At 59.4% G+C, this 20,590-nt stretch carries 19 protein-coding genes; 6 read left to right on the top strand and 13 right to left on the bottom strand.

What is annotated here, in order from left to right; genetic code table 11:
• Positions 1-290: 290 nt before the first annotated feature.
• Genes E1K68_RS20905 through E1K68_RS20915 form a run of 3 tightly spaced genes read right to left on the bottom strand, consistent with a single transcriptional unit; the run spans position 291 to position 2,638 of the window.
• Complete coding sequence (locus E1K68_RS20905) at positions 291-1,637, bottom strand: ATP-binding protein (protein WP_019817208.1); 1,347 nt, start codon at positions 1,635-1,637, stop codon at positions 291-293.
• On the bottom strand, positions 1,634-2,311 hold the full coding sequence (locus tag E1K68_RS20910) for a response regulator (RefSeq protein WP_003193559.1): 678 nt from the start codon (positions 2,309-2,311) through the stop codon (positions 1,634-1,636). The genes E1K68_RS20905 and E1K68_RS20910 overlap by 4 nt, the downstream gene beginning before the upstream one ends.
• A gap of 18 nt (positions 2,312-2,329) precedes the next feature.
• A complete protein-coding gene (locus E1K68_RS20915) occupies positions 2,330-2,638 on the bottom strand; it encodes a hypothetical protein (RefSeq protein WP_003193560.1) in 309 nt (102 codons plus the stop codon).
• 138 nt (positions 2,639-2,776) lie between these two features.
• On the opposite strand from E1K68_RS20915, the gene E1K68_RS20920 reads away from it, so the two are divergent.
• Positions 2,777-3,493, top strand: a complete 717-nt coding sequence (locus E1K68_RS20920) for a 4'-phosphopantetheinyl transferase superfamily protein (protein WP_003193561.1) — start codon at positions 2,777-2,779, stop codon at positions 3,491-3,493.
• A gap of 103 nt (positions 3,494-3,596) precedes the next feature.
• Here the strand turns inward: E1K68_RS20920 and E1K68_RS20925 are convergent, their stop codons facing one another.
• Both E1K68_RS20925 and E1K68_RS20930 read right to left on the bottom strand, forming a co-directional pair.
• A complete protein-coding gene (locus tag E1K68_RS20925; protein ID WP_003193562.1) occupies positions 3,597-5,207 on the bottom strand; it encodes an ATP-binding protein in 1,611 nt (536 codons plus the stop codon).
• The gene (locus tag E1K68_RS20930; protein ID WP_057709666.1) at positions 5,204-5,929 is read right to left on the bottom strand and encodes a response regulator; all 726 of its coding nucleotides are present in this window, start codon (positions 5,927-5,929) and stop codon (positions 5,204-5,206) included. The genes E1K68_RS20925 and E1K68_RS20930 overlap by 4 nt, the downstream gene beginning before the upstream one ends.
• Positions 5,930-6,789: 860 nt before the next feature.
• On the opposite strand from E1K68_RS20930, the gene E1K68_RS20935 reads away from it, so the two are divergent.
• Positions 6,790-9,684, top strand: coding sequence for a ribonucleoside-diphosphate reductase subunit alpha (locus tag E1K68_RS20935; RefSeq protein ID WP_003193565.1), 2,895 nt, complete (start codon positions 6,790-6,792; stop codon positions 9,682-9,684).
• Between the two features lie 92 nt (positions 9,685-9,776).
• Here the strand turns inward: E1K68_RS20935 and E1K68_RS20940 are convergent, their stop codons facing one another.
• From E1K68_RS20940 to E1K68_RS20970, 7 genes are all read right to left on the bottom strand, one after another.
• Positions 9,777-10,877 (bottom strand): hypothetical protein, encoded by a 1,101-nt coding sequence (locus E1K68_RS20940; RefSeq protein WP_169856698.1) that lies wholly within the window; start codon positions 10,875-10,877, stop codon positions 9,777-9,779.
• A 177-nt stretch (positions 10,878-11,054) separates the two neighbouring features.
• Positions 11,055-12,365, bottom strand: a complete 1,311-nt coding sequence (flgE, locus tag E1K68_RS20945; RefSeq protein ID WP_003193569.1) for a flagellar hook protein FlgE — start codon at positions 12,363-12,365, stop codon at positions 11,055-11,057.
• Positions 12,366-12,396: 31 nt separating this feature from the next.
• On the bottom strand, positions 12,397-13,122 hold the full coding sequence (gene flgD / locus E1K68_RS20950; protein WP_003193570.1) for a flagellar hook assembly protein FlgD: 726 nt from the start codon (positions 13,120-13,122) through the stop codon (positions 12,397-12,399).
• A 16-nt stretch (positions 13,123-13,138) separates the two neighbouring features.
• Entirely contained in the window at positions 13,139-13,582 is a 444-nt protein-coding gene (gene flgC / locus E1K68_RS20955) for a flagellar basal body rod protein FlgC (protein WP_003193572.1), read from the bottom strand.
• A gap of 3 nt (positions 13,583-13,585) precedes the next feature.
• Positions 13,586-13,993, bottom strand: a complete 408-nt coding sequence (gene flgB / locus E1K68_RS20960) for a flagellar basal body rod protein FlgB (RefSeq protein WP_003193573.1) — start codon at positions 13,991-13,993, stop codon at positions 13,586-13,588.
• A 313-nt stretch (positions 13,994-14,306) separates the two neighbouring features.
• Complete coding sequence (gene cheR / locus E1K68_RS20965; protein ID WP_014719581.1) at positions 14,307-15,134, bottom strand: protein-glutamate O-methyltransferase CheR; 828 nt, start codon at positions 15,132-15,134, stop codon at positions 14,307-14,309.
• Between the two features lie 42 nt (positions 15,135-15,176).
• Positions 15,177-16,109: a chemotaxis protein CheV gene (locus tag E1K68_RS20970; protein WP_003193578.1), complete on the bottom strand. Its 933-nt coding sequence runs from the start codon at positions 16,107-16,109 to the stop codon at positions 15,177-15,179.
• A gap of 74 nt (positions 16,110-16,183) precedes the next feature.
• Here E1K68_RS20970 and flgA point away from each other — a divergent pair, with 74 nt between their 5' ends.
• The 4 genes from flgA to E1K68_RS20990 all read left to right on the top strand — a co-directional run bounded on the left by flgA (position 16,184) and on the right by E1K68_RS20990 (position 18,778).
• A complete protein-coding gene (flgA, locus tag E1K68_RS20975) occupies positions 16,184-16,948 on the top strand; it encodes a flagellar basal body P-ring formation chaperone FlgA (RefSeq protein ID WP_003193579.1) in 765 nt (254 codons plus the stop codon).
• Between the two features lie 141 nt (positions 16,949-17,089).
• Positions 17,090-17,413 (top strand): flagellar biosynthesis anti-sigma factor FlgM, encoded by a 324-nt coding sequence (flgM, locus tag E1K68_RS20980; RefSeq protein WP_003193581.1) that lies wholly within the window; start codon positions 17,090-17,092, stop codon positions 17,411-17,413.
• Positions 17,414-17,461: 48 nt separating this feature from the next.
• A complete protein-coding gene (locus E1K68_RS20985; RefSeq protein WP_003193583.1) occupies positions 17,462-17,932 on the top strand; it encodes a flagellar protein FlgN in 471 nt (156 codons plus the stop codon).
• A 96-nt stretch (positions 17,933-18,028) separates the two neighbouring features.
• Positions 18,029-18,778: a flagellar brake protein gene (locus E1K68_RS20990; RefSeq protein ID WP_003193584.1), complete on the top strand. Its 750-nt coding sequence runs from the start codon at positions 18,029-18,031 to the stop codon at positions 18,776-18,778.
• 60 nt (positions 18,779-18,838) lie between these two features.
• Here E1K68_RS20990 and E1K68_RS20995 read toward each other — a convergent pair whose 3' ends face one another.
• Positions 18,839-20,212 (bottom strand): MFS transporter, encoded by a 1,374-nt coding sequence (locus E1K68_RS20995; RefSeq protein WP_212614613.1) that lies wholly within the window; start codon positions 20,210-20,212, stop codon positions 18,839-18,841.
• Between the last annotated feature and the right edge of the window lie 378 nt (positions 20,213-20,590).

Consider the following 20,590-nt stretch of genomic DNA (forward strand, 5'->3'; position numbering starts at 1 on the left):
GTGTACATATCCATTGCTGCGGTAACGGCCACCTAGGGTTCCGCTCTGACAGCGGCTCACTTTTGAAAAGCCGGATTGCCGGCCCAGTCAAAAGTAAGCAAAACGCTCTTGCCCCACCACTCGGCACCTCGCTTAGGCTCGGTGTGCCCGTAATTCGTCAGTGATTTGGGGGCCGCCGCCACGCGCCATCCATGGCGCGGGGCGGCTAAACCGGCATCCCTGCCGGTTTACCCCCCAAATCACTGTCGAATTACGGCCAGCGTGGTTTAACGGGGCGCTTAAGGTCAAGATCACAAGGCAGGAAAGTGAATCCTGAACGCCGCCCCACCCAACGCTGAATCCCCCAACGTCAACCGCGCGTGATAGCTTTCAATGATGTCCTTGACCACCGCCAGCCCTATCCCCTGCCCCGGGTGCTGGCGGTCGAGCCGTTCGCCACGCTGCAGAATCCGTGCACGCTGGTCCGGTGGCACACCAGGGCCGTCGTCTTCGATACACAGCTCAATGCCATCGAGGTTTTCCACCAGGCTGATACGCACTTGCTTGAGGCACAGGCGGTAGGCGTTTTCCAGCAGGTTGCCGAGCATTTCAAGCAACGCGCCCTTTTCGATAGGCACCTCGCAGGCCTGCGGCAGATCAAACGTCACGGTGACCCGCTTGTCGCGATAAACCTTTTCCAATGTATCGCACAGGCTTTGCACCACCGGTTCCAGGCGTACCTGGTGACGCACCAGGCCACTTTTTCGCAGGCTGGCACGCTGCAGTTGGTAACCGATCTGCTGGCTCATGCGTTCGATCTGCGATTGCAGCACCCACGCCTGGCTACGTTCTTCGGGGCGCTGGGCCATGTCTTCGCTCACGCCCTGCAACACCGCCAGTGGCGTTTTCAGGCTGTGGGCCAAGTCATCGAGTGAGTCGCGGTAGCGCGCACGCTGTTCGCGCTCGCTGTGCAGCAAGCGGTTGAGGGAGCCGGTCAGGCGCAGCAGTTCGCGGGGGTGTTCTTCGCTGAGGCTTTCACGAGTGCCGCCTTCGATCTGGTCGAGTTCATGGCTCAGGCGCCGCAGGGCTTGCAGGCCCCAGGTCAGGCCCAGCCACAACAGCGTCAACAACACCAGCAAGGCCGCGCCGAACCCGAGGTAGAGGTTCTCGCGCAGGCCTTCGAGGGTCAGTTGGTATTCGCGTACCGGCTGCAGGGCGACAATGCTGAACGCCGCGCTCTTGCCTCCCAGCAGCCGGACCTCGACGTCATACACGAAGAATTCCTGGCCATTGGCCTCGCGAATCCGCGCAAACTCGTTGCCGCGCCCGTCGTAGCGCGGTTTGTAGTTGATGTTTTCTTCCTGGGTCGCCCGCGAGCGCCATACCAGATGGCCTTCACGGTCGTAGATATAGCCCAACAGCCGACTGTCGGTGAGGTTGAAACGCTCATCGGGCAACTGCGCCGGCATCAGCAGGCGGTTATTGTCGACCCGCGCCGCGGAAATCAGCGTGGTCACATCCGAGGCCAGGCGCTGTTCGATGGAATCCTGCAGCGCCAGGCTGAATGCGCCTTGCATGGCCGGCAACAAGCCGAGCATAAATAGTACGGCCAAAGTGGCGGCCGCCAGCATCAGGCGTACACGTAGCGAACGAATCAACGGCAGCGCTCATTGAACAGGTAGCCCAGGCCACGCACGGTATCGATCGGCTTGAACCCGGCCGGGCCTTCCAGCTTGCGGCGCAGGCGGCCGACCAGCACTTCGATCACGTTTGGATCGCGCTCGTCGTCATCCGGGTACAGTTGCTCCATCAAGCGGTCCTTGGCGACCACTTGCTGATGATGACGCATCAAGTATTCGAGGATCCGATACTCGTAGGCGGTCAGCGCCAGGGGTTGCTCGTCCAGGGAGGCTTGCTTGCGGTTGAGGTCTAGCAGCAGCGGCCCGGCAACAATAGTCGATTGAGTAAAACCGCTTGATCGGCGCAGCAAGGCGTTCATGCGCGCCTCCAGCTCTTCGAACTGGAACGGCTTGACCACGTAGTCGTCGGCCCCGGCCGCCAGGCCTTCCACCTTGTCCTGCCAGTTGCCGCGGGCGGTGAGGATCAGGATCGGGAAGGTCTTGGTCTGGGTGCGCAACTGGCGAATCAGGTCCAGGCCGCCCATACCGGGCAGGCCAAGGTCGATGATCGCCAAGTCATGGTTGAATTGGCCGGTCTGGTACAGGGCTTCTTCGGCATTGGCCACGGCTTCGACCACATGCCCGCTGTCGGTCAGGCGGGTAAACAGGTGATGACGCAGCAGCGCCTCATCTTCCACCACCAGCAATTTCATAAGGTTCTCCACTGCAATTCAACTAGCCGACAGGGGGATATCATAGCGGCCCTGCAGCTCTTGGGGGCGCAGTTTTATGCCATTGTAGTGGCCGGTCAGGTGCGCGTAGCCGCTGCGATAGTCGGGTTGCGCAGGGGTAGCGCCCAGGGCCTGGCCCCACGGCGCGGCCTGGGTGCCGGCGTCTTCGAAGCTGACACGATGGATCAGGTTGCTGGATTTCTTGGTTTTCTCGCTGCCAAAGGCCGCAAAGGCGCCATCGGACGCCTGCACGCCAGCAGTGGCGCCAAGCATGGTCAAGGCCAACATCAGCTTTTTGATCGCAGTCATGGTGGTTACCTCATACGCGTTTGGGCTGTGGGGTCCAGACTACGCAGGCGCCCCTGAACTCCCCCTGAACAGGCTCTGAACCGCAGCTGAACCGCACCGGGCTATCCACTGGCCCGCCAACTCGGCAAAATACCGCGCATGACGCCCCTACCCGCTTGCTGCACCCCACTCGATGATCATTGGCCGTTGCCGGTTCCCTTGCCGGGCACGGTGTTTTTGAGCACGCGATTCGACCCAGCTTTATTGAGCCCGGGCGATTTCCAGCGCTGCGATGTGCCGCCGCCCGCGAGCATCCAGCGCTCGGTCGCCAAGCGCCAGGCGGAATTTCTCGCCGGCCGCCTGTGCGCACGCGAAGCGCTGCAACGACTCGATCATCTGCACTGCATCCCGGCCATCGGCGAAGACCGCGCCCCGGTCTGGCCAGGGCATATCAGTGGTTCCATCACCCACAGCACCGGGCACGCTGCGGCGATTGTCGGGCACAAGGCGCAATGGCGCGGGCTGGGCATGGACTTGGAGCACCTGCTGTCACCGGAAAGGGCGGACCGTCTGGCCGGGGAGATCCTGACCGCCGATGAGCTGCAGCGCATGGCCGCCCTGCCCCGTGAGCAACAGGCCTTGCTGGTGACGCTGACGTTTTCGGTGAAGGAGAGCCTGTTCAAGGCGCTCTATCCGATCGTGCACAAGCGCTTTTATTTCGAGCATGCCGAGGTGTTGGAGTGGTCAGCGGCTGGGAGAGTGCGTCTGCGGTTGCTGACCGATCTTTCGCAAGAGTGGGGCCATGGCAAAGAGCTGGAAGGGCAGTTTGTGGTGCAAGGGGAGCAGTTGTTGAGCCTGGTGGCTGTCGCAATGTAGGAGCGAGCTTGCTCGCGAAAAACTCACAGGCGCCGCGTTTATTCAGGCAGCACGCGTTATCGTTGAGGTTTTTCGCGAGCAAGCTCGCTCCTACAGTTGGGTTTCAGGGCTTATCCTGATCCCTGGGCCAGCTCAGGCTGAAGCACGCCCCGCCCAGGTTATTGCTCTTGCTGATCAACGCCCGCCCGCCGTGCCAATAGATAATCCGCCGCACGATCGACAACCCCAGGCCATGCCCGCCAGAGGCGCGGGTACGGCTATCATCCAAGCGCAGGAACGGCGTGAAGATCCGCTCCCAGGCGCTTTCCGGCACGCCGGGGCCGTCGTCTTCCACATCGATGCGACAACGCACCTGCCCTACCTGATAACTGATCAGCACCTGGCCCTTGGCATGGCGCATGGCGTTACTCACCAGGTTTTGCAGGGCGCGGTGCAGGTAGCGCGGCTCGGCATCGACCCAGGCGTCATCCCAATGCGCCGAGGACAGGCAAATACCCCGGGTGACGGTGACCTGCGGGCGCAATGGCGATAATTCGCCAATCACCTGGTCGAGCAATGCATTCAGGTCCACGCGCTGGAAATTCAGCTCCGGCGCGCCCTGTTCCAAGCGGGCATAAGTGAGCATCTCGTCCACCAGGCCATCGAGGTCCTGGATATCGCCATCCATGCCTTCCAGGTATTTGCGTCGCGCTTGCGGCGTGGCGGCGTCACCGATCATCTCCAGGCCAAAGCGCAGGCGCGCGACCGGTGTGCGCAGCTCGTGAGACACCGCGCGAACCAACTCGCGCTGAATCGCCAGCAATTGCTGCAAGTGCTCAGCCATGCCATTGAAAGCTGCCGCCAGGCGCCCGACCGAGTCGGCGCCGCGAGCCGGCACGCGCACTTCCAGGTTGCCCTTGGCGATACGCGTGGCCGCCGCCTCCAGACCTTTGAGCCGGCGCTCCAGTTGTCGCACCAGCAGATAGACGATCAAGCCGATCAGGGTCAGGCCGATCAAGGTGATCAGGATCAGCCACTGCGCCGGGTAAGGGTTCATCTGGTACAGCGGGCCGATCTCCAGTACCCACGGGGTGCCGACCATCCCGGCAAACACGCGAATCGAATCGCCGCCCTTGCCCAGCGCCATCACCGTATCGCCCTCCGCCACGCGACGACGCTGGTCGTCGTCCATGTCGGCCTGGTCAAGGGCCGTCAAGTGCATTTCAAAACCAAAACCCTTGGCGTGCTTGATGTCGGCCAGACGCTGGGGTTGTTCGGCCACCGGGAAACGCACCAGTTCGTCGGCCAGCAGGTAAATAGTCGCACGGGCCAATTGCTCGCTGATCTGCTGCACCTCGCCGGTAAGCACCAGTTGCTCTTGCTCGCTGACCAACCGCAGCACCCGCGCCGCGTGGGGGCCGGTCTGTTCCACCAGGACCTGGCCGCGTTGCAGGCGGTTGCGCTGGCCCAGGTCCAATTGCGCGTCGGTGAACGTGCGCAGCTCCAGCGGAATGCCCAGCAAACGCTCCCACACCGCCAAAGCGCGCTGGCGTTCAATGGTGCTCATGGGTTGCAGGTTATCGCCCATCAACGCAAAGGTGCCGTGAGCCAGGCGCTCACGGTACTGGCCGCTGCGCACGTCATTGAGCAGGTGCAGCGCCAGGGCGCCGAGCAGCGCCACCAGGATCAGCGCCGCGCACATGCCGCCGTAGATGCGCAGGAAGATCGAGTTCACAGCGGCATATCGGCAGCGGCTTCGGGGACGAACAGGTAGCCTTTGCTGCGGATGGTCTTGATCAGGCGTGGGTGGATCGGATCGTCGCCGATCTTTGGGCGAATGCGCGAGATACGCACGTCAATCGAGCGATCCTGGCCGTCATAACCAATGCCGCGCAGGGCGATGAAGATTTCTTCGCGGGACAGGATGCGCCCGGCGTTCGCAACCAGCAGCCACAAGAGGTCGAATTCCGCGCTGGTCAGTTCGATGCTGCCCTCATGCAACCAGGCTTCGCGCAAGGCATTGTCCACCACCAGCGGGCCAAACTGCAGGCGGCGCTGGTTTTCCACTGCAACGGGCAACACCGGTTCACTGCGGCGCAGCAGCGCCTGGATACGCGCCAGCAACAAACGCGGGCGCACGGGTTTGCACACATAGTCGTCGGCGCCCATGTCCAGGCCCAGCACCTGGTCCATGTCATCGGTGCGCGCGGTGAGCATCAGGATCACACCGTCATAGCGCTCGCGCACCTTGCGGCAGATGCTCAGGCCGTCTTCGCCGGGCAGCATCAGGTCGAGGATCACCAGGTCCGGCTGCTCGGCGATGATGCGCGCCACGGCCTTGGCACCATCGCCTTCTACCGACACGCGCAGGCCGTTGCTTTCCAGGTACTCACGGGTCAACTCGGCGAGTCGCTCGTCGTCCTCGACGATCAGTATCTGCCAGGCTTCTTGCTCCATGCGCTACCTCGTTGTTATTAGAATTTCTTCTGGCCGACACAATCGAATGTGAAATACGGTCGGTGTGGGAGCTGGCTTGCCTGCGATGGCGGTGGGTCAGCGAGCCTGTGGGTGGCTGATACACCGCCATCGCAGGCAAGCCAGCTCCCACCTATTGATCTTCAGCAGGCATAGCCTGTTTGTCATGTTATGAGGGCATAACAAAGGCCGATTGTAGCCATGCACCGCCCCTTGAACACAAGCCGGGAAATCCATTCGGTCATGGCGATTTTTTGTGGTAGGGTTCGCGCCCTCAAAATTCCCGCCGGCAGTTTCTACCCGGGAATATTCGGTGACAAACGGTGTAATCCAGTAGTAATGCGGCCTACACGGGTGTTCCATGATTCATACACATTTTACCCACAGCGTTATCCACAGGTAGTGCGTTGCTAAGCCCCCCAAAACGCATTATCTTGTACCTCGGCGCTAAAAAAACCCTACATGTAGGGTTTTCAGCGAAAAGACCAAACACATATCCGGCAAGAAACTCAAGCGCTTTCTTGCTCGTGTTTGGTTGAACCAAAGCATTTTTTGAAAGCCCAAACCGCGCACGCGGATGGCAACCGTTTTCCAGCCCGATTGGCAGAAAACGGTACGGGTGTTGCAGGGCTTGAATGGGGCCACTGTCACCCACCAGGAATACGGCGAAGGGCTCCCCGGCCCCGAACCAAAGACTTCGGCATGGAAGCGGCGCGATGAGCTCCCTTCCTCCTGTCCCGAAGTTGTTATGCCAGGCCCAGGCCTGCTGTAAGTGCTTCAGGACGGAACGGTGGGCACCGTGATGGTGCCCAAATAAATATAGAATGTGGAGACACCCCCTCATGCAAACCGACACAACTCGCGAGAACCCGCAAGGCTCCGTGCCGCAGGCCGCTGATTCGAACCTGGATCTGTCCGCCACTGCACCTGGCCAACTGCGCGTGATCAAGCGTAACGGCACTGTCGTTCCTTATACCGATGACAAAATCACCGTCGCCATCACCAAAGCGTTTCTTGCAGTTGAAGGCGGCACCGCTGCCGCTTCGTCGCGCATCCACGACACCGTTGCCCGTCTGACCGAACAGGTCACCGCGACCTTCAAGCGTCGCATGCCATCGGGCGGCACCATCCACATCGAAGAAATCCAGGACCAGGTCGAACTGGCCCTGATGCGTGCCGGCGAACAGAAAGTGGCCCGCGACTACGTGATCTACCGTGACTCGCGCGCCAAGGAGCGTGCCGTACGTTCCCCGGCCGAAGAAGCCGCCGTTCAAGCGCACCCGTCGATCCGCATCACCCTGGCCGACGGCAGCTTCGCACCGCTGGACCTGGGCCGCCTGAACACCATCATCACCGAGGCCTGCGAAGGCCTGGAAGAAGTCGACGGTGACCTGATCCAGCGCGAAACCCTGAAGAACCTGTACGACGGCGTAGCCCTGACCGACGTCAACACCGCCCTGGTGATGACCGCCCGCACCCTGGTCGAGCGTGAGCCGAACTACTCGTTCGTGACCGCCCGCCTGCTGATGGACACCCTGCGTGCCGAAGGCCTGGGCTTCCTGAAAGTCGCCGACAGCGCCACTCACCACGAGATGGCCGACCTGTACGCCAAGGCCCTGCCGGCCTACATCGCCAAAGGTATCGAATTCGAATTGCTGAACCCGATCCTGGCCACCTTCGACCTGGAAAAGCTCGGCAAGGCGATCAACCACGAACGTGACCAGCAGTTCACCTACCTGGGCTTGCAAACCCTGTACGACCGTTACTTCATCCACAAGGACGGTATCCGCTTCGAACTGCCGCAAGTGTTCTTCATGCGCGTGGCCATGGGCCTGGCGATCGAAGAGAAGAACAAAGAAGACCGCGCTATCGAGTTTTACAACCTGCTGTCGTCCTTCGACTACATGTCGTCGACCCCGACCCTGTTCAACGCCGGTACCCTGCGTCCACAGCTGTCGAGCTGCTACCTGACCACCGTGCCGGATGACCTGTCGGGCATCTACCACGCGATCCACGACAACGCCATGCTGTCCAAATTCGCCGGCGGCCTGGGTAACGACTGGACACCGGTGCGCGCACTGGGTTCGTACATCAAGGGCACCAACGGCAAGTCCCAGGGCGTCGTACCGTTCCTGAAAGTGGTGAACGACACCGCCGTTGCCGTGAACCAGGGTGGCAAGCGCAAAGGCGCTGTGTGTGCCTACCTGGAAACCTGGCACATGGACATTGAAGAGTTCATCGAGCTGCGCAAGAACACCGGTGATGACCGTCGTCGTACCCACGACATGAACACCGCCAACTGGATCCCGGACCTGTTCATGAAGCGCGTCTTCGATGACGGCAAGTGGACCCTGTTCTCGCCATCCGAAGTACCGGACCTGCACGACCTGACCGGCAAGGCCTTCGAAGAGCGCTACGAGTACTACGAAGCCCTCACCGAGTACCCAGGCAAGGTCAAGCTGTTCAAGACCATCCAGGCCAAAGACCTGTGGCGCAAAATGCTGTCCATGCTGTTCGAAACCGGCCACCCATGGTTGACCTTCAAGGACCCATGCAACCTGCGCAGCCCGCAGCAGCACGTGGGCGTGGTCCACAGCTCGAACCTGTGCACCGAGATCACCTTGAACACCAACAAGGACGAGATCGCCGTTTGCAACCTGGGCTCGATCAACCTGCCGAACCACATCGTCAACGGCAAGCTGGACACCGTAAAGCTTGCACGCACCGTCAACACCGCCGTACGCATGCTCGATAACGTCATCGACATCAACTACTACTCGGTGCCACAGGCGCAGAACTCCAACTTCAAGCACCGCCCGGTTGGCCTGGGGATCATGGGCTTCCAGGACGCTTTGTACCTGCAGCACATTCCTTACGGCTCCGATGCAGCCGTCGAGTTCGCCGACAAGTCCATGGAAGCGGTCAGCTACTACGCGATCCAGGCTTCCTGCGACCTGGCCGACGAGCGTGGCGCCTACGAGACGTTCCAGGGTTCGCTGTGGTCCAAGGGCATCCTGCCGCTGGATTCGCAACAGATCCTGATCGAAGCCCGTGGCCAGAAGTACATCGACGTTGACCTGAACGAAACCCTGGACTGGGCGCCGGTACGTGCCCGTGTGCAGAAAGGTATTCGTAACTCCAACATCATGGCCATCGCGCCGACCGCCACCATCGCCAACATCACTGGCGTGTCGCAGTCGATCGAACCGACCTACCAGAACCTGTATGTGAAATCGAACCTGTCTGGCGAATTCACCGTGATCAACCCATACCTGGTTCGCGACCTCAAAGCCCGCGGCCTGTGGGACTCGGTCATGATCAACGACCTGAAGTACTACGACGGTTCCGTGCAGCAGATCGAACGCATCCCGCAAGAACTCAAAGAGCTCTACGCGACCGCGTTCGAAGTGGACACCAAGTGGATCGTTGACGCCGCCAGCCGTCGTCAGAAATGGATCGACCAGGCCCAGTCCCTGAACCTGTACATCGCCGGCGCCTCGGGCAAGAAGCTGGACGTGACCTACCGCATGGCGTGGTACCGTGGCCTGAAAACCACTTACTACCTCCGTGCCCTGGCCGCGACCAGCACCGAGAAGTCGACCATCAACACCGGTAAGCTGAACGCTGTTTCCAGCGGTAACCACGGTGATGACTCGGTACTCGCAGCGCCAGCCGGCCCGGCACCTGTGCCAAAGGCCTGCGCGATTGACGAGCCCGATTGCGAAGCTTGCCAATAAGCTGAGCCAGTCCAGGGGGATTGCCCCTCTGGTTTGAAAAAGCCCGATAGACCCCGACTGCATAGGGTTTATCGGGCTTTTTGCTTATCGCCTTAGAGAAACGCGTACGCAATACCTTGCTTGGGCGCGCCACCTCTGCGCCCCCACAACTCCACCCGCCCGTCGATGACCGCCATCGAATGGCGATCGTAGGCCACGACACCGAGCTTGCCGCTCGCCAGCTCACTGCTTGAAGACTGCCTGTATAGCCCTTTCAACCCCAGGCGATCCAATGCTTCGTGGGGCATTTCGCCGTTGTTCAAACTTTGCATCGCGTGGGCGAAGCTTCTTTTGGATTGACTAGGGTTGTCGTCCAGGCCATTACCTTCAATCTGTGCCCGCTTGGCGCTCGCTGCGAACATGAAGTTGGCATCCGTCATCATCCCCGGATTGTCCCCCTTGAACTGCGCATACCTGGCCGCCTGCTTTAATTCATCCTTGGATAGATTAAGTTCGAAGCCGTCGCGCATCTTCACGTGATAACCGTCTGCCGTCTCTTTTACCTCCTTGAAAACGTCGGTGGGTTTCTGGCCGAACTTCATCATTGCGCCCTTTATCGCTGACACCGTGACGCAGTTGCCATCGGGCCCCTGGCTGAATCCACTCCAGATGTTGTCCGGCTTTTTCCCTGGGTTACTTTGATCAGGCTTGTAGTTAAAGTGCTTGGAACCTTCGGTAATCGGCAGATTACTCATGGGCTCGCTGGGCCCGAAATTACCGGGGCTTGGCCTGCCCCCACCGCCCCCACCACCGCCACCACCTGGCGACGGGCGAGGAGAAGGCGGCGAAGGTGTGGGTGATGTATCGTCGATTTCCGGAAACCATTGCTTCATCAGACGGCGCAGCATCTCCAGCCAGGAGACGTCCGCCTTCGCCATCAACTCCTGCATGATCTCCTTGAATTTCTCATCACCCAGCTCTTCGCGCTTCTCGTTCAACTTGTCACGAAGGTCTTGGACGGTTTGGCTCTTGGATGTTTTCTCGGCATCTCTCAACTCATTGAGCAGTTGCCTCACCGATTCAGCATCAGAGGACTTGCCTCCCCCGGGTTCATCCGACTGACTTTTGCGTCTGTATAGACCGGCGCTGTAGTTATTCAGAACAAACCAATGGCTGCCTGCTGGCACCCCTTCCCACTGCTTGTACATCGCCATACCTCTCTCCCGCTGATCGATGGGCGACAGGCGCCCGTGCCCCGTACGTGGCGCAATGGGCGCTGGGCGTTCCAGCAGTAAGGCGAGGTGAAACAAGCGGTAAACTAGTAACGCGCGCGCACAAAAAAGCCCCTCGATCGAGGGGCCTTTTTGTGTGCGGGTATTAGCGCGGTGGCATCAGGTCATCTGAATGATGGTCTGCATGATGGTGCTTTGGGTGGAGATGGTCTTGGCGTTCGCCTGGTAGTTGCTCTGGGCCTTGATCAGGTCCACCAGCTCGCTGGTCAGGTTGACGTTGGAGTTCTCCAGGGAGTTGGCCACGATCGAACCCAGGGTACCGGCTTGCGGGTTGTCATAACCCGGCTGGCCCGAGGCGAAGGTCTCTTTCCAGGTGGTCGCACCGGCTGGCTGCAGGCCCTGCTCGTTGTTGAAGCTGGCCAGGGAGATCTGGCCGATGGCCTTGCTCTGCTGGTTGCTGAAAGTGGCGAACAGGACCCCGCTGCCGTCGATTTTCAGGCCGGTGATCTGGCCGGTGGCATAGCCATCGGTGACCGGAGGGTTACGGTAGGTGGCCGAGTTGTACTGGGTAATGTTGGCCATGTTGATGGCGATACCACCCGGGTTGGCATCCGCACCGTTAGCCTTCCATACGCCGTCAGTTACCTTTCCGGGAACCCAACCGGCAACGGTGAGGGTCTTGTCGGACACACCATTGGTGACGACGGTAGTCAGATTGCCAGCGCCGTCAAAGGTCAATGTCGACGGCACAGGTGGCGTCGAAGGGGTGCCGGTCGGAGCCGAACCATCGGGGTTGCGACCGTCAATCAGGGTATAGGCATTCCACTTGTTGCCGTCGGTTTTCACCAGGTACTGCACCATCGGGTGCGCGTTACCTTGGGAGTCGTACAAGGTGGTGCTGTACTGGGTAGTGAAGGTTTCGGTCTTGGTTGGATCAAACGGCTTGGCCGTCTGGTCGATCACCGGCTCCGAGGAGTTCAGGTTGCTGGTGGAGTCGACCTTGGTGGACGCCTTGGGCGGCAGGTTCGCCAGATTCAGTTGCAGGTCGACCAAGCCACCCTTGCTGATCTTGCCATTATCGTCCGCGGCATACCCTTGCAGGCGGGAAGTGCCGGTGTTGTTGGTGATGTAGCCGTCCTTGTCCGCACGGAAAGCGCCGCTACGGGTGTACTCCAGCGAACCGTCGCTGCCCTTCTGTACGAAGAAGCCACCGCCCTGGATCGCCATGTCGAGGATGCCGCCGCTGCCGTTGACGTCGCCCTGGGTGAACTGCTGGGACACCGCCGCCAGGTTCACACCATTGCCGATGCTGTTCTGGCCAGTGCCCAGCTTGGAAGCCGCGTAGATATCGGCGAATTCCGCACGGGATGACTTGAAGCCAGTGGTCGCGACGTTGGCGATGTTGTTGCCGGTCACGTCCAGTTGTTTGTTGGCCGCATAGAGGCCGCTAAGGCCGATATTAAAAGACATGTTTCTCTCCCTCTGCCGTATTTAGCCGGCTCTATGTACCGATAGTCTGAATTTGCGACAGCTTGACGCTGCCCATGCCGCCTGCAAGGTTGAGCAGCATTTCGCCGCCGGTCTTGCTCAGGGTCACGCTGGTGACCGTGGCGGGCAGCGAAGTGGTCAAGGCCACTGCGTCGCCTTTGTCGTTCTTGGTGGTGGCATTGAAGGTGTAGGTGCCAGCTGGGGCAACCTCGCCCTTGTCGTTCTTGCCATCCCAGATAAAGCTCTGGGTACCGGCACTCTGGGCGCCCATGTCAACGGTGCGCACCACATTGCCGTCTTTGTCGGTGATCTTGACGGAGACATTGCCCACCGCCGAGGTTACTGCCACCGAACCGGTCATGCTCTTGCTGGTATCCACCATGGCCTTGTCGGTCTGGATGATGATCGAGCGCCCCACCAGCGACGAAGCCTGCAGCGCCTGCGACGAGCTGAAGTTGCTGGAGATGTTGTTCACCGAGTCGTTCAGGGTATTGATGCCTTCCAGGCTGCTGAACTGTGCAAGCTGCGCGACGAACGCGCCGTTGTCCTGGGGCGACAGCGGGTTCTGGTTTTTCAGCTGGGTGACGAGCAGTTGCAGGAACGCATCCTTGCCCAGCGACTGGTTGCCCGTCGCCGTCTTGGAAGCGTCGCTGACGCTGCTGTTGTTCGTCGCAGTCTTGACCTTGGAATTGAAAAGGTCCTGAACCGCCGTGTTGTTTGACGTATCAACGATGGCCATTATTTGGCGCCCCTTATCACTGACCCAGGGTCAGAACCTTCTGCATCATGGTTTTGGCGGTGTTCATCATTTCCGCGTTGGTCTGGAACGAGCGACTGGCAGAGATCATGTCAGCCATTTCCTCGACCACGTTGACGTTGGGGTAGTAGACGTAGCCCTTTTCGTTCGCGGCCGGGTGGTTGGGCTCGTAACGGGCCTCCAGGTTGCTCTGGTCTTCAACCACGCCCAACACCTGCACACCGGAGCCGGCGGCGTCCTGGCTCTGGAACAACGAATCGCTGCCGCTTGCCTGCCCCCCCTGGAACATGGTGGCGAACACCGGGTGGCGGGCGCGATAGGTCTGGTCAATGCTCGAGGAGACGGTTTCGGCGTTGGCGATGTTACTGGCGACGGTGTTCAAACGCGTGGTCTGCGCGCTCATGCCACTGCCGGCAATATTGAAAACACTGGACAGGGACATGGCTTACTCTCCGCGCAGGGCTGACATCAGCCCTTTGAATTTGCTGTTGAGCAGGGTGAAGCTGGCCTGGAAGTTCACCGAGTTTTCGGCGTAGTTCGATTGCTCCAGCTGGGCGTCGACGGTGTTCTGGTCGATCGACGGCTGCATCGGTGTGCGATACAGCAGCGACTCGTCACCCTTGCTCAGGCCTTGCGCTTCAATATGACGGCTGTTGGTCATATTCAAGGCGAAGGTGCCGTTCTTGGTCTTGTCCTGTTGTGCGGCGAGCACAGCGGAGAAGTCCAAGTCCCGAGCCTTGTAGTTCGGGGTGTCGGCGTTGGCAATGTTGTTGGCCAGGACTTCGGCACGCTGGGCGCGGAAGCCCAGGGCTTGTTCGTGGATACCGAGCGCTTTATCGAAGCTGATGCTCATGGCGGAAACCTTTAGGCTGACCTGCTGTTCGTTAGCAGGGTTATAGCAAGGTGCATGCCAATCTTGCGGGAGCCCGTATATCAAGGGCTTCGAGGGAAGTTGCCGGCGACTATGCCAGAAAAGCGGCAAGCGATTTCCGCGTAGTGCCAGTAAAGCGGCAATGGGGCTTGCCGCTTTACTCCAGCTTGCCGAGAAAAAAATGTGGGAGCTGGCTTGCCTGCGATGGCGCAGTACCTGCCGACCTATTCATCGACTGACACACCGCCATCGCGGGCAAGCCCGGCTCCCACAGTTTTTATTGCATACATCCAGACTACTTGGCCTGGTAGATGATCCCAGGGCTGCATTGCACCATCTGGAAGTGATCCGGCAGCCCATTGAGCGCCTCGGAAGCACCGAGGAACAGATAACCTCCGCGCTTGAGGGTGCCGTGGATGCGCAACAGGATGTCTTTCTTCACTTCAGCCGAGAAATAGATCAGCACGTTGCGGCAGAACACCATGTCGAACTTGCCCAGGCTGGCGTAGCTGTCGAGCAGGTTGAACGAGCGAAATTCGACGCGGTTCTTGATCGGCGCCTTGATCGCCCAACGCCCTGCCCCTTTGGGATCGAAGTAGCGTTGCAGGCGCTCCTGGGACAAGCCTCGGCCCAGGGCCAGGCTGTCGTACTCACCGGTCTTGCAGTTGGTGAGCATGGTGCCGGACAAGTCCGTGGCCACAATTTGCGCGCCGGCTTTCAACTGGCCCATGTTGGTTCGCTCGAACTCGTCGATGGACATCGAGATCGAGTACGGCTCCTGCCCCGAAGAACAGGCCGCCGACCAGATACGCAGGCGCTGGCCCGGGCTGGCCTTGATGGCTTCGGGCAACACTTTGTTCTTGAGCACTTCAAAGGGATAGGTATCGCGAAACCATAAGGTTTCGTTGGTGGTCATGGCATCGACCACCATTTCCTTGAGCCCACTGCGCGGCTGACCCTGGATCCGCTGGACCAACTCACCCAGGGATTTGATGCCCTGCTGTTCCATCAGCTTGTTGAGGCGGCTGGATACCAGGTACTGCTTGTTTTCACCGAGCAATATGCCACAGGCTTTTTCCAGGAAGACCCGGAACTGTTCGAAATCCAAATTACCCGTAGACAATGATGCCGCCTCTTAAATCGTGTGACCGCCGGGGGACATCCCCTAGCCGTGATCTGCTGCCTTGATCCGGTCGACTACCCGGGATGCGAGGTCATCAGGACGGAATTTGGCCAGAAAGTCATCCGCACCGACCTTCTTGACCATTGCCTGATTGAATACCCCCGACAACGAAGTATGCAGGATGATATGCAATTTTTGCATGCGTGGATCGTTACGTATCTCGGCCGTGAGCGTGTAGCCATCCATTTCCGGCATCTCGATGTCAGAGATCATCATCAAGAATTCTTCTTCGGGCTTCTTGCCCTCGTCCGCCAGCTTGCGCAGGTAATCCAGGGCTTGGCGCCCGTCATTGAGGGCCACCACCTCCACCCCGACGGTTTGCAGGCAACGTGTGACTTGCTTGCGCGCTACGGAAGAGTCGTCCACGGTCAACACGCGCAGCGAAACCGCCTTGTGTGCCGTTTCGGCATCCACCACACCGACGGAGATGGTTTCCGAGGTGGGGGCCACTTCGGCGAGGATCTTCTCCACGTCGATGATTTCCACCAACTGGTTGTCGACCCGCGTCACCGCCGTCAGGTAGTGATCGCGCCCCGTGCCCTTGGGCGGCGGATGGATCTCTTCCCAGTTCATATTGACGATGCGCTCCACCGAGCGCACCAGGAAACCCTGGGTCTTGGTGTTGTATTCGGTGATGATCACGAAAGGGTTCTGGCGGTCTTGCAAACCCGCGGCCCCCGTGGCCATTGCCAGGTCAAGAATCGGGATGGTCGCGCCACGAATGTTGGCCACGCCACACACTACCGGACTGGACTTGGGCATGATCGTCAATTTGGGACATTGCAGCACTTCACGCACTTTAAACACGTTGATGCCATACAACTGATTGCCATCCAGGCGGAAAAGCAACAACTCCAGGCGATTCTGCCCTACCAGCTGTGTGCGCTGGTTTACTGAATCCATTACACCTGCCATGCCCAGACTCCTAAATCCTAGGGGTACGACGCGTACCCAACACTAAACGGCACGAGCTTTGCTATTTACTGAGTATGGATATTAAAACGACAGTTTCCCGACACCCTGGCCGCTCACGCTACCGCAGACTGCTCTGCGCCGCGCTGGCGCTGCTTGTCTCGGGCCTGGGCGTCACGGCCCGCGCCGACAACGTTACCCTGCCTGATCTACTTATCGGCGTCACCCAAGGCTTTCTTGAGTTCACTGTAGAAGATTATCTGGCGACCACCCAGACGCCGGGGCGTTATGAAATCCAGGTCAACCAGTTGGACCCCCGTTTGCGCATGCCACTGTGCGACAAGGAATTGACAGCCACCCTGGAAAGCCCCGCCCAGCCCATCGGCCGTGTGACCGTAAAGGTGCGCTGTGAGGGCGCCTCGCCCTGGACGGTTTTTGTACCCGCTCAGGTCAAGCTGTTTCGCGACGTGGTGGTCGTGGCGAGACCGTTGAAGCGCACCGGCATCATCGGCTACGACGATGTGGCGTTGCGCGAGCGGGACATCAGCCTGATCAACCAAGGCTACCTGACGTCGCTGGACCAGGCCGTCGGGCAGAAACTCACGCGACCGGTGGTCACCGACCAAGTCCTCACGCTGGTTCATCTGGAACAGGCCGAGGTGATTCGCAAGGGTGACCAGGTGGTGATTTCCGCCAGCAGTGGCGGCCTGAACGTCAGGATGCCGGGAGAGGCGTTGTCCAATGGCGGCATGAGCGAACAGATCCGTGTCAAGAACCTCAACTCCAATCGCGTGATCAAGGCGCGAGTCACCGCGCCAGGTCAGGTCGAGGTGGCGCTATAGATGACTGGAATCAAATGCCAGCTTTTCCTACACTGTGTGCTGGATATTGAGCCGAACAGGTTTATTGTCAATCGAGCCTAAAGTTTGCCCGGGTATGGCCGAAAACATGGCAAGCGTCCAAATACCCAGAGGTTTTTCAACATGGTCATTGATTTCAGTCGTTTGAATAACGCCCCGGCCTTGCCCGGCAATACGCGCACCGGCGGTGCCAAGGACAGCGTAGAAGCCAAGCCGCAGCCCTTGCCTGCCAAAGCAGAGCAGGCCGCCGCCAGCCAGAGTGGGGAATCGGTACACCTGAGCAATGAGGCTCAACAGTTGCAAAAGGTCACTGACTCGCTGCGCGATCAACCCGTCGTCAATAAAGCCCGCGTGGCCGAGTTGAAACAGGCGATCGCCGATGGCAGCTATAAAGTCGACAGCAACCGTGTAGCCAGCAAGCTGCTCAACTTCGAAGCCGAGCGCTAGGCAAAGGCCTGCGCAGGGCTTTTGGACGCTTAAAACCCAAGGCCAGCCATGCACCACGACGAACATTTGCTCCAACTGATCATTGATGATCTGGCGCCGACGCAACAATTGCTCGAGCTGCTTAAGGAAGAATCCCTGGCGTTGTACGGCCGGGATATGCGCTTGCTGGAAGAAATCCTGGCGCGCAAACAATCGCTGATTGTCTTGCTTGAACAGCATGGCAAAAAGCGCAGTGAGATTCTGATCAGCCTGGGTCTGCCTGCCGATCATGATGGCCTGGCACAACTGGCCAGCCACTCTTCAGTTGGCGATCAACTGCTGGCACAAAGCAAAGAACTCAATCATTTGCTTGCCCAGTGCCAGGAAGCCAACCTGCTCAACGGTCAGTCGATCCAGCTTCAGCAAGCCACGACCGCCAATCAGCTGCGCATACTGCACGGCGGAGAGCCTCCGGCCCTTTACAACGCCCAAGGCTCCACCTCACGCCTGGTCAAGCCAAGCACCCGCAGCCAAGCCTGACGCCGGTTTACAGCGTGGCCTATCCAAGGCGCGCTACATACTGGCAAAATGCCGGTTCTTGCGTGTAGTCGTATTTTGCCTGGAGATGGAAGAACCGTGTTCAACGCCCTTAATGCGGAAGATGCACCGCAGCCACCCAAGGTGCTCACCACGCCTCTGGAAATCGCCAGCACGTTGCGGATGCTGCAAGAAAGCCATGACCCACTGATCATCACTTTCCACGAACGCAGCCAGCGCTTCCAGAGCTACCTGGTGGACATCGACCGGGACAGCAAGACGCTGGTACTGGACGAAATGATTCCCCGTGACGGTGAACGCTATCTTGAGAATGGCGAAGCCTTCCGTATCGAAGGTTTCCATGAGGGTGTGCGGGTTGCCTGGGAAAGCAATGGCACGTTGGCCATCAGCGAAAAAGGCGGCCACCGCATCTACAGCGGCAGCCTGCCCGGCGAAGTGGTTTACCACCAACGACGCAATGCCTTCCGCGCCGCTCTTAAGCTCGCGCAATTGGTGGACATTCAGTTGGGTGGCGAGAAGCTCAAGGCGCCTATCAGCGGTAAGCTGCTGGATATCTCGGCAACCGGCTGCAAATTGCGCTTTGAAGGCGATATCTCCGAGCGTCTGCAGTTGGGCCAGGTCTATGACCGCTTTATCGCTGCCCTGCCCTTCGGCAGCATGACCACCTCTGTGGAACTGCGCTACCTGCACTTCGAAGACAAGATCAACACCACCTTTGCCGGCGTGCGCTTTCACAACATGAGTGGTTTGGTGCAGCGCCAAGTGGAGCGCTTTGTCTACCAATTACAACGTGAAGCTCGGCGCTTCGATAAAGACGACGATCTTTGAGCGTTAGACGCTGAGATAAAAAAACGGGCAGATCCTGATGGGATCTGCCCGTTTTTTCGTTCAGGGGCGTGCCCTGCTTAAGTCATGGGGATGCTCGTCCGGGTCTGGTGGCTCGTGCGACTCTTCGCTCGTCGGCTCCTCGGTTTCAGGGGCGGGCTCTGGATCAGGCACAGTCACTTGCATCTGCTCCTGTACCACCTGCTCATCCACCCGCGGGTCAAGGGCAGCCACCAAGGGCGAACTGGACATGCTGTCGGGCATTGCCACGTGATGCAGCGGTGCGTCGTCGACCTGATGCAGGTTGGTCACAGCCTTGGGTCGAATGCGCCACACCAGGATCAACGCACATAAGCTGAAAAACGCATAGAGCATCTGGCTGCCGAATAGCTTCATCACCACACCTGCCAACAGCGGCCCCAAGCTGGCGCCGATCCCGTAGGTCACCAGCAACATGGCCGTCAGTGACACCCGACGATCGCCTTCCACATGGTCGTTGGAAAAGGCCACAGCCAAAGGGTAAAGACAGAACTGCACCAGCGAACAGAAGAAGCCTGCCACGAACAGTACTTCCAACGGTACCTGCGTCATGATTGCCAACGGCAAGGCCGTCACCGCCAGGCACAAGGCAAAGCAGCGAATCAGCAGCGCACGATCATAGCGGTCCGACAACCAGCCCAGCGGCCACTGCACGACCAATCCAGCAAAAATGCAGCTACCCATGAACAGGCCGACTTGCTCAGTTGTCAGGCCCTGCTGAGAGGCGTAGAGCGGTGCCAAGCCGTAGAACGAACCGACGATCAACCCAGCACCCAACACGGTGCTGAGCGACTGCGGCACGCGCTTGATAAAAAAGCGCGGCTCCATCGGGGCCGGGTGCAGTGGAGCCGGGTGAATGCGCCGGGTCATGGCCACCGGGACCAGGCACAGCGCGAAGCACAGCGCCACGAGCATTAACAGCTCAAGCCCCAGATGGGGATGCATGACCAGGATCAACTGGCCCAGTACCAGCCCAAGGTAGGACGCAATCATGTAGCCGCTGAACACTACGCCACGCTGCTTGGCATCCGCCTGCTCATTGAGCCAACTCTCGATAACCATGTACTGGCACATCATCCCCAAGCCCACGATCATCCGCAGCACAATCCAGGCTGGCAGCCAATCAACCAAACCGTGACCCAGCACTGCTGCGCCGACGATCCCCGCGCAGGTGGCGTAAGCACGAATATGCCCGACCCGGGCAATCAGGCGGTGCCCGAGCTTGCCGCCCAGCACCAAGCCAAAATAGTTGGCAGCCATCAGCGCACCGACCCACAAGCTGTCGACATTGTCTGCTGCCAGACGCAAAGCCAGATAAGTACTAAGCAGGCCGGAGCCGATCAGCATCATCAAGGAGGCGAAATAAAGGGCTCGAAAAGATTTCCAGATCTGGCGCATCGGCGTTCCGAGCGGCTCCTTGCGGTAAGGGGTAGGGCTATCAGCATGATAGTCCGGGGCAGTTGAATCCGGACAGGCGGCAGAGCCTGTTTACGGGGATTATTTTGTTTCACAGCTCAGACGCCACATGGGTGTCTGTGAGGTACATAACCGTGGAGATAAATACACGGCGCACCACCTGTGAACCTTGATCACACGCAAGGTTCGACTCGTATTAGGGTATCTGCACAAAAGATTTCGATAGAACACTGTGCAAGCTTCGCAGGCGTCCGACTTTCAAGCGCCCAAAACAAAACCCCAACTGCTTTCGCAATTGGGGTTTTGGAATTTAATCTTGACGATGACCTACTCTCACATGGGGAAACCCCACACTACCAT

Source organism: Pseudomonas sp. B2021 (assembly GCF_018135665.1).
GTDB lineage: Bacteria > Pseudomonadota > Gammaproteobacteria > Pseudomonadales > Pseudomonadaceae > Aquipseudomonas > Aquipseudomonas lactis.

Coding starts and splice junctions, on each gene's coding strand:
- E1K68_RS20910 (WP_003193559.1), bottom strand. CDS start 2,311: ATGAAATTGCTGGTGGTGGAAGATGAGGCGCTGCTGCGTCATCACCTG.
- E1K68_RS20915 (WP_003193560.1), bottom strand. CDS start 2,638: ATGACTGCGATCAAAAAGCTGATGTTGGCCTTGACCATGCTTGGCGCC.
- E1K68_RS20920 (WP_003193561.1), top strand. CDS start 2,777: ATGACGCCCCTACCCGCTTGCTGCACCCCACTCGATGATCATTGGCCG.
- E1K68_RS20930 (WP_057709666.1), bottom strand. CDS start 5,929: ATGGAGCAAGAAGCCTGGCAGATACTGATCGTCGAGGACGACGAGCGA.
- E1K68_RS20935 (WP_003193565.1), top strand. CDS start 6,790: ATGCAAACCGACACAACTCGCGAGAACCCGCAAGGCTCCGTGCCGCAG.
- E1K68_RS20940 (WP_169856698.1), bottom strand. CDS start 10,877: ATGGCGATGTACAAGCAGTGGGAAGGGGTGCCAGCAGGCAGCCATTGG.
- flgE (WP_003193569.1), bottom strand. CDS start 12,365: ATGTCTTTTAATATCGGCCTTAGCGGCCTCTATGCGGCCAACAAACAA.
- flgD (WP_003193570.1), bottom strand. CDS start 13,122: ATGGCCATCGTTGATACGTCAAACAACACGGCGGTTCAGGACCTTTTC.
- flgC (WP_003193572.1), bottom strand. CDS start 13,582: ATGTCCCTGTCCAGTGTTTTCAATATTGCCGGCAGTGGCATGAGCGCG.
- flgB (WP_003193573.1), bottom strand. CDS start 13,993: ATGAGCATCAGCTTCGATAAAGCGCTCGGTATCCACGAACAAGCCCTG.
- E1K68_RS20970 (WP_003193578.1), bottom strand. CDS start 16,109: ATGGCAGGTGTAATGGATTCAGTAAACCAGCGCACACAGCTGGTAGGG.
- flgA (WP_003193579.1), top strand. CDS start 16,184: ATGGATATTAAAACGACAGTTTCCCGACACCCTGGCCGCTCACGCTAC.
- flgM (WP_003193581.1), top strand. CDS start 17,090: ATGGTCATTGATTTCAGTCGTTTGAATAACGCCCCGGCCTTGCCCGGC.
- E1K68_RS20985 (WP_003193583.1), top strand. CDS start 17,462: ATGCACCACGACGAACATTTGCTCCAACTGATCATTGATGATCTGGCG.
- E1K68_RS20995 (WP_212614613.1), bottom strand. CDS start 20,212: ATGCGCCAGATCTGGAAATCTTTTCGAGCCCTTTATTTCGCCTCCTTG.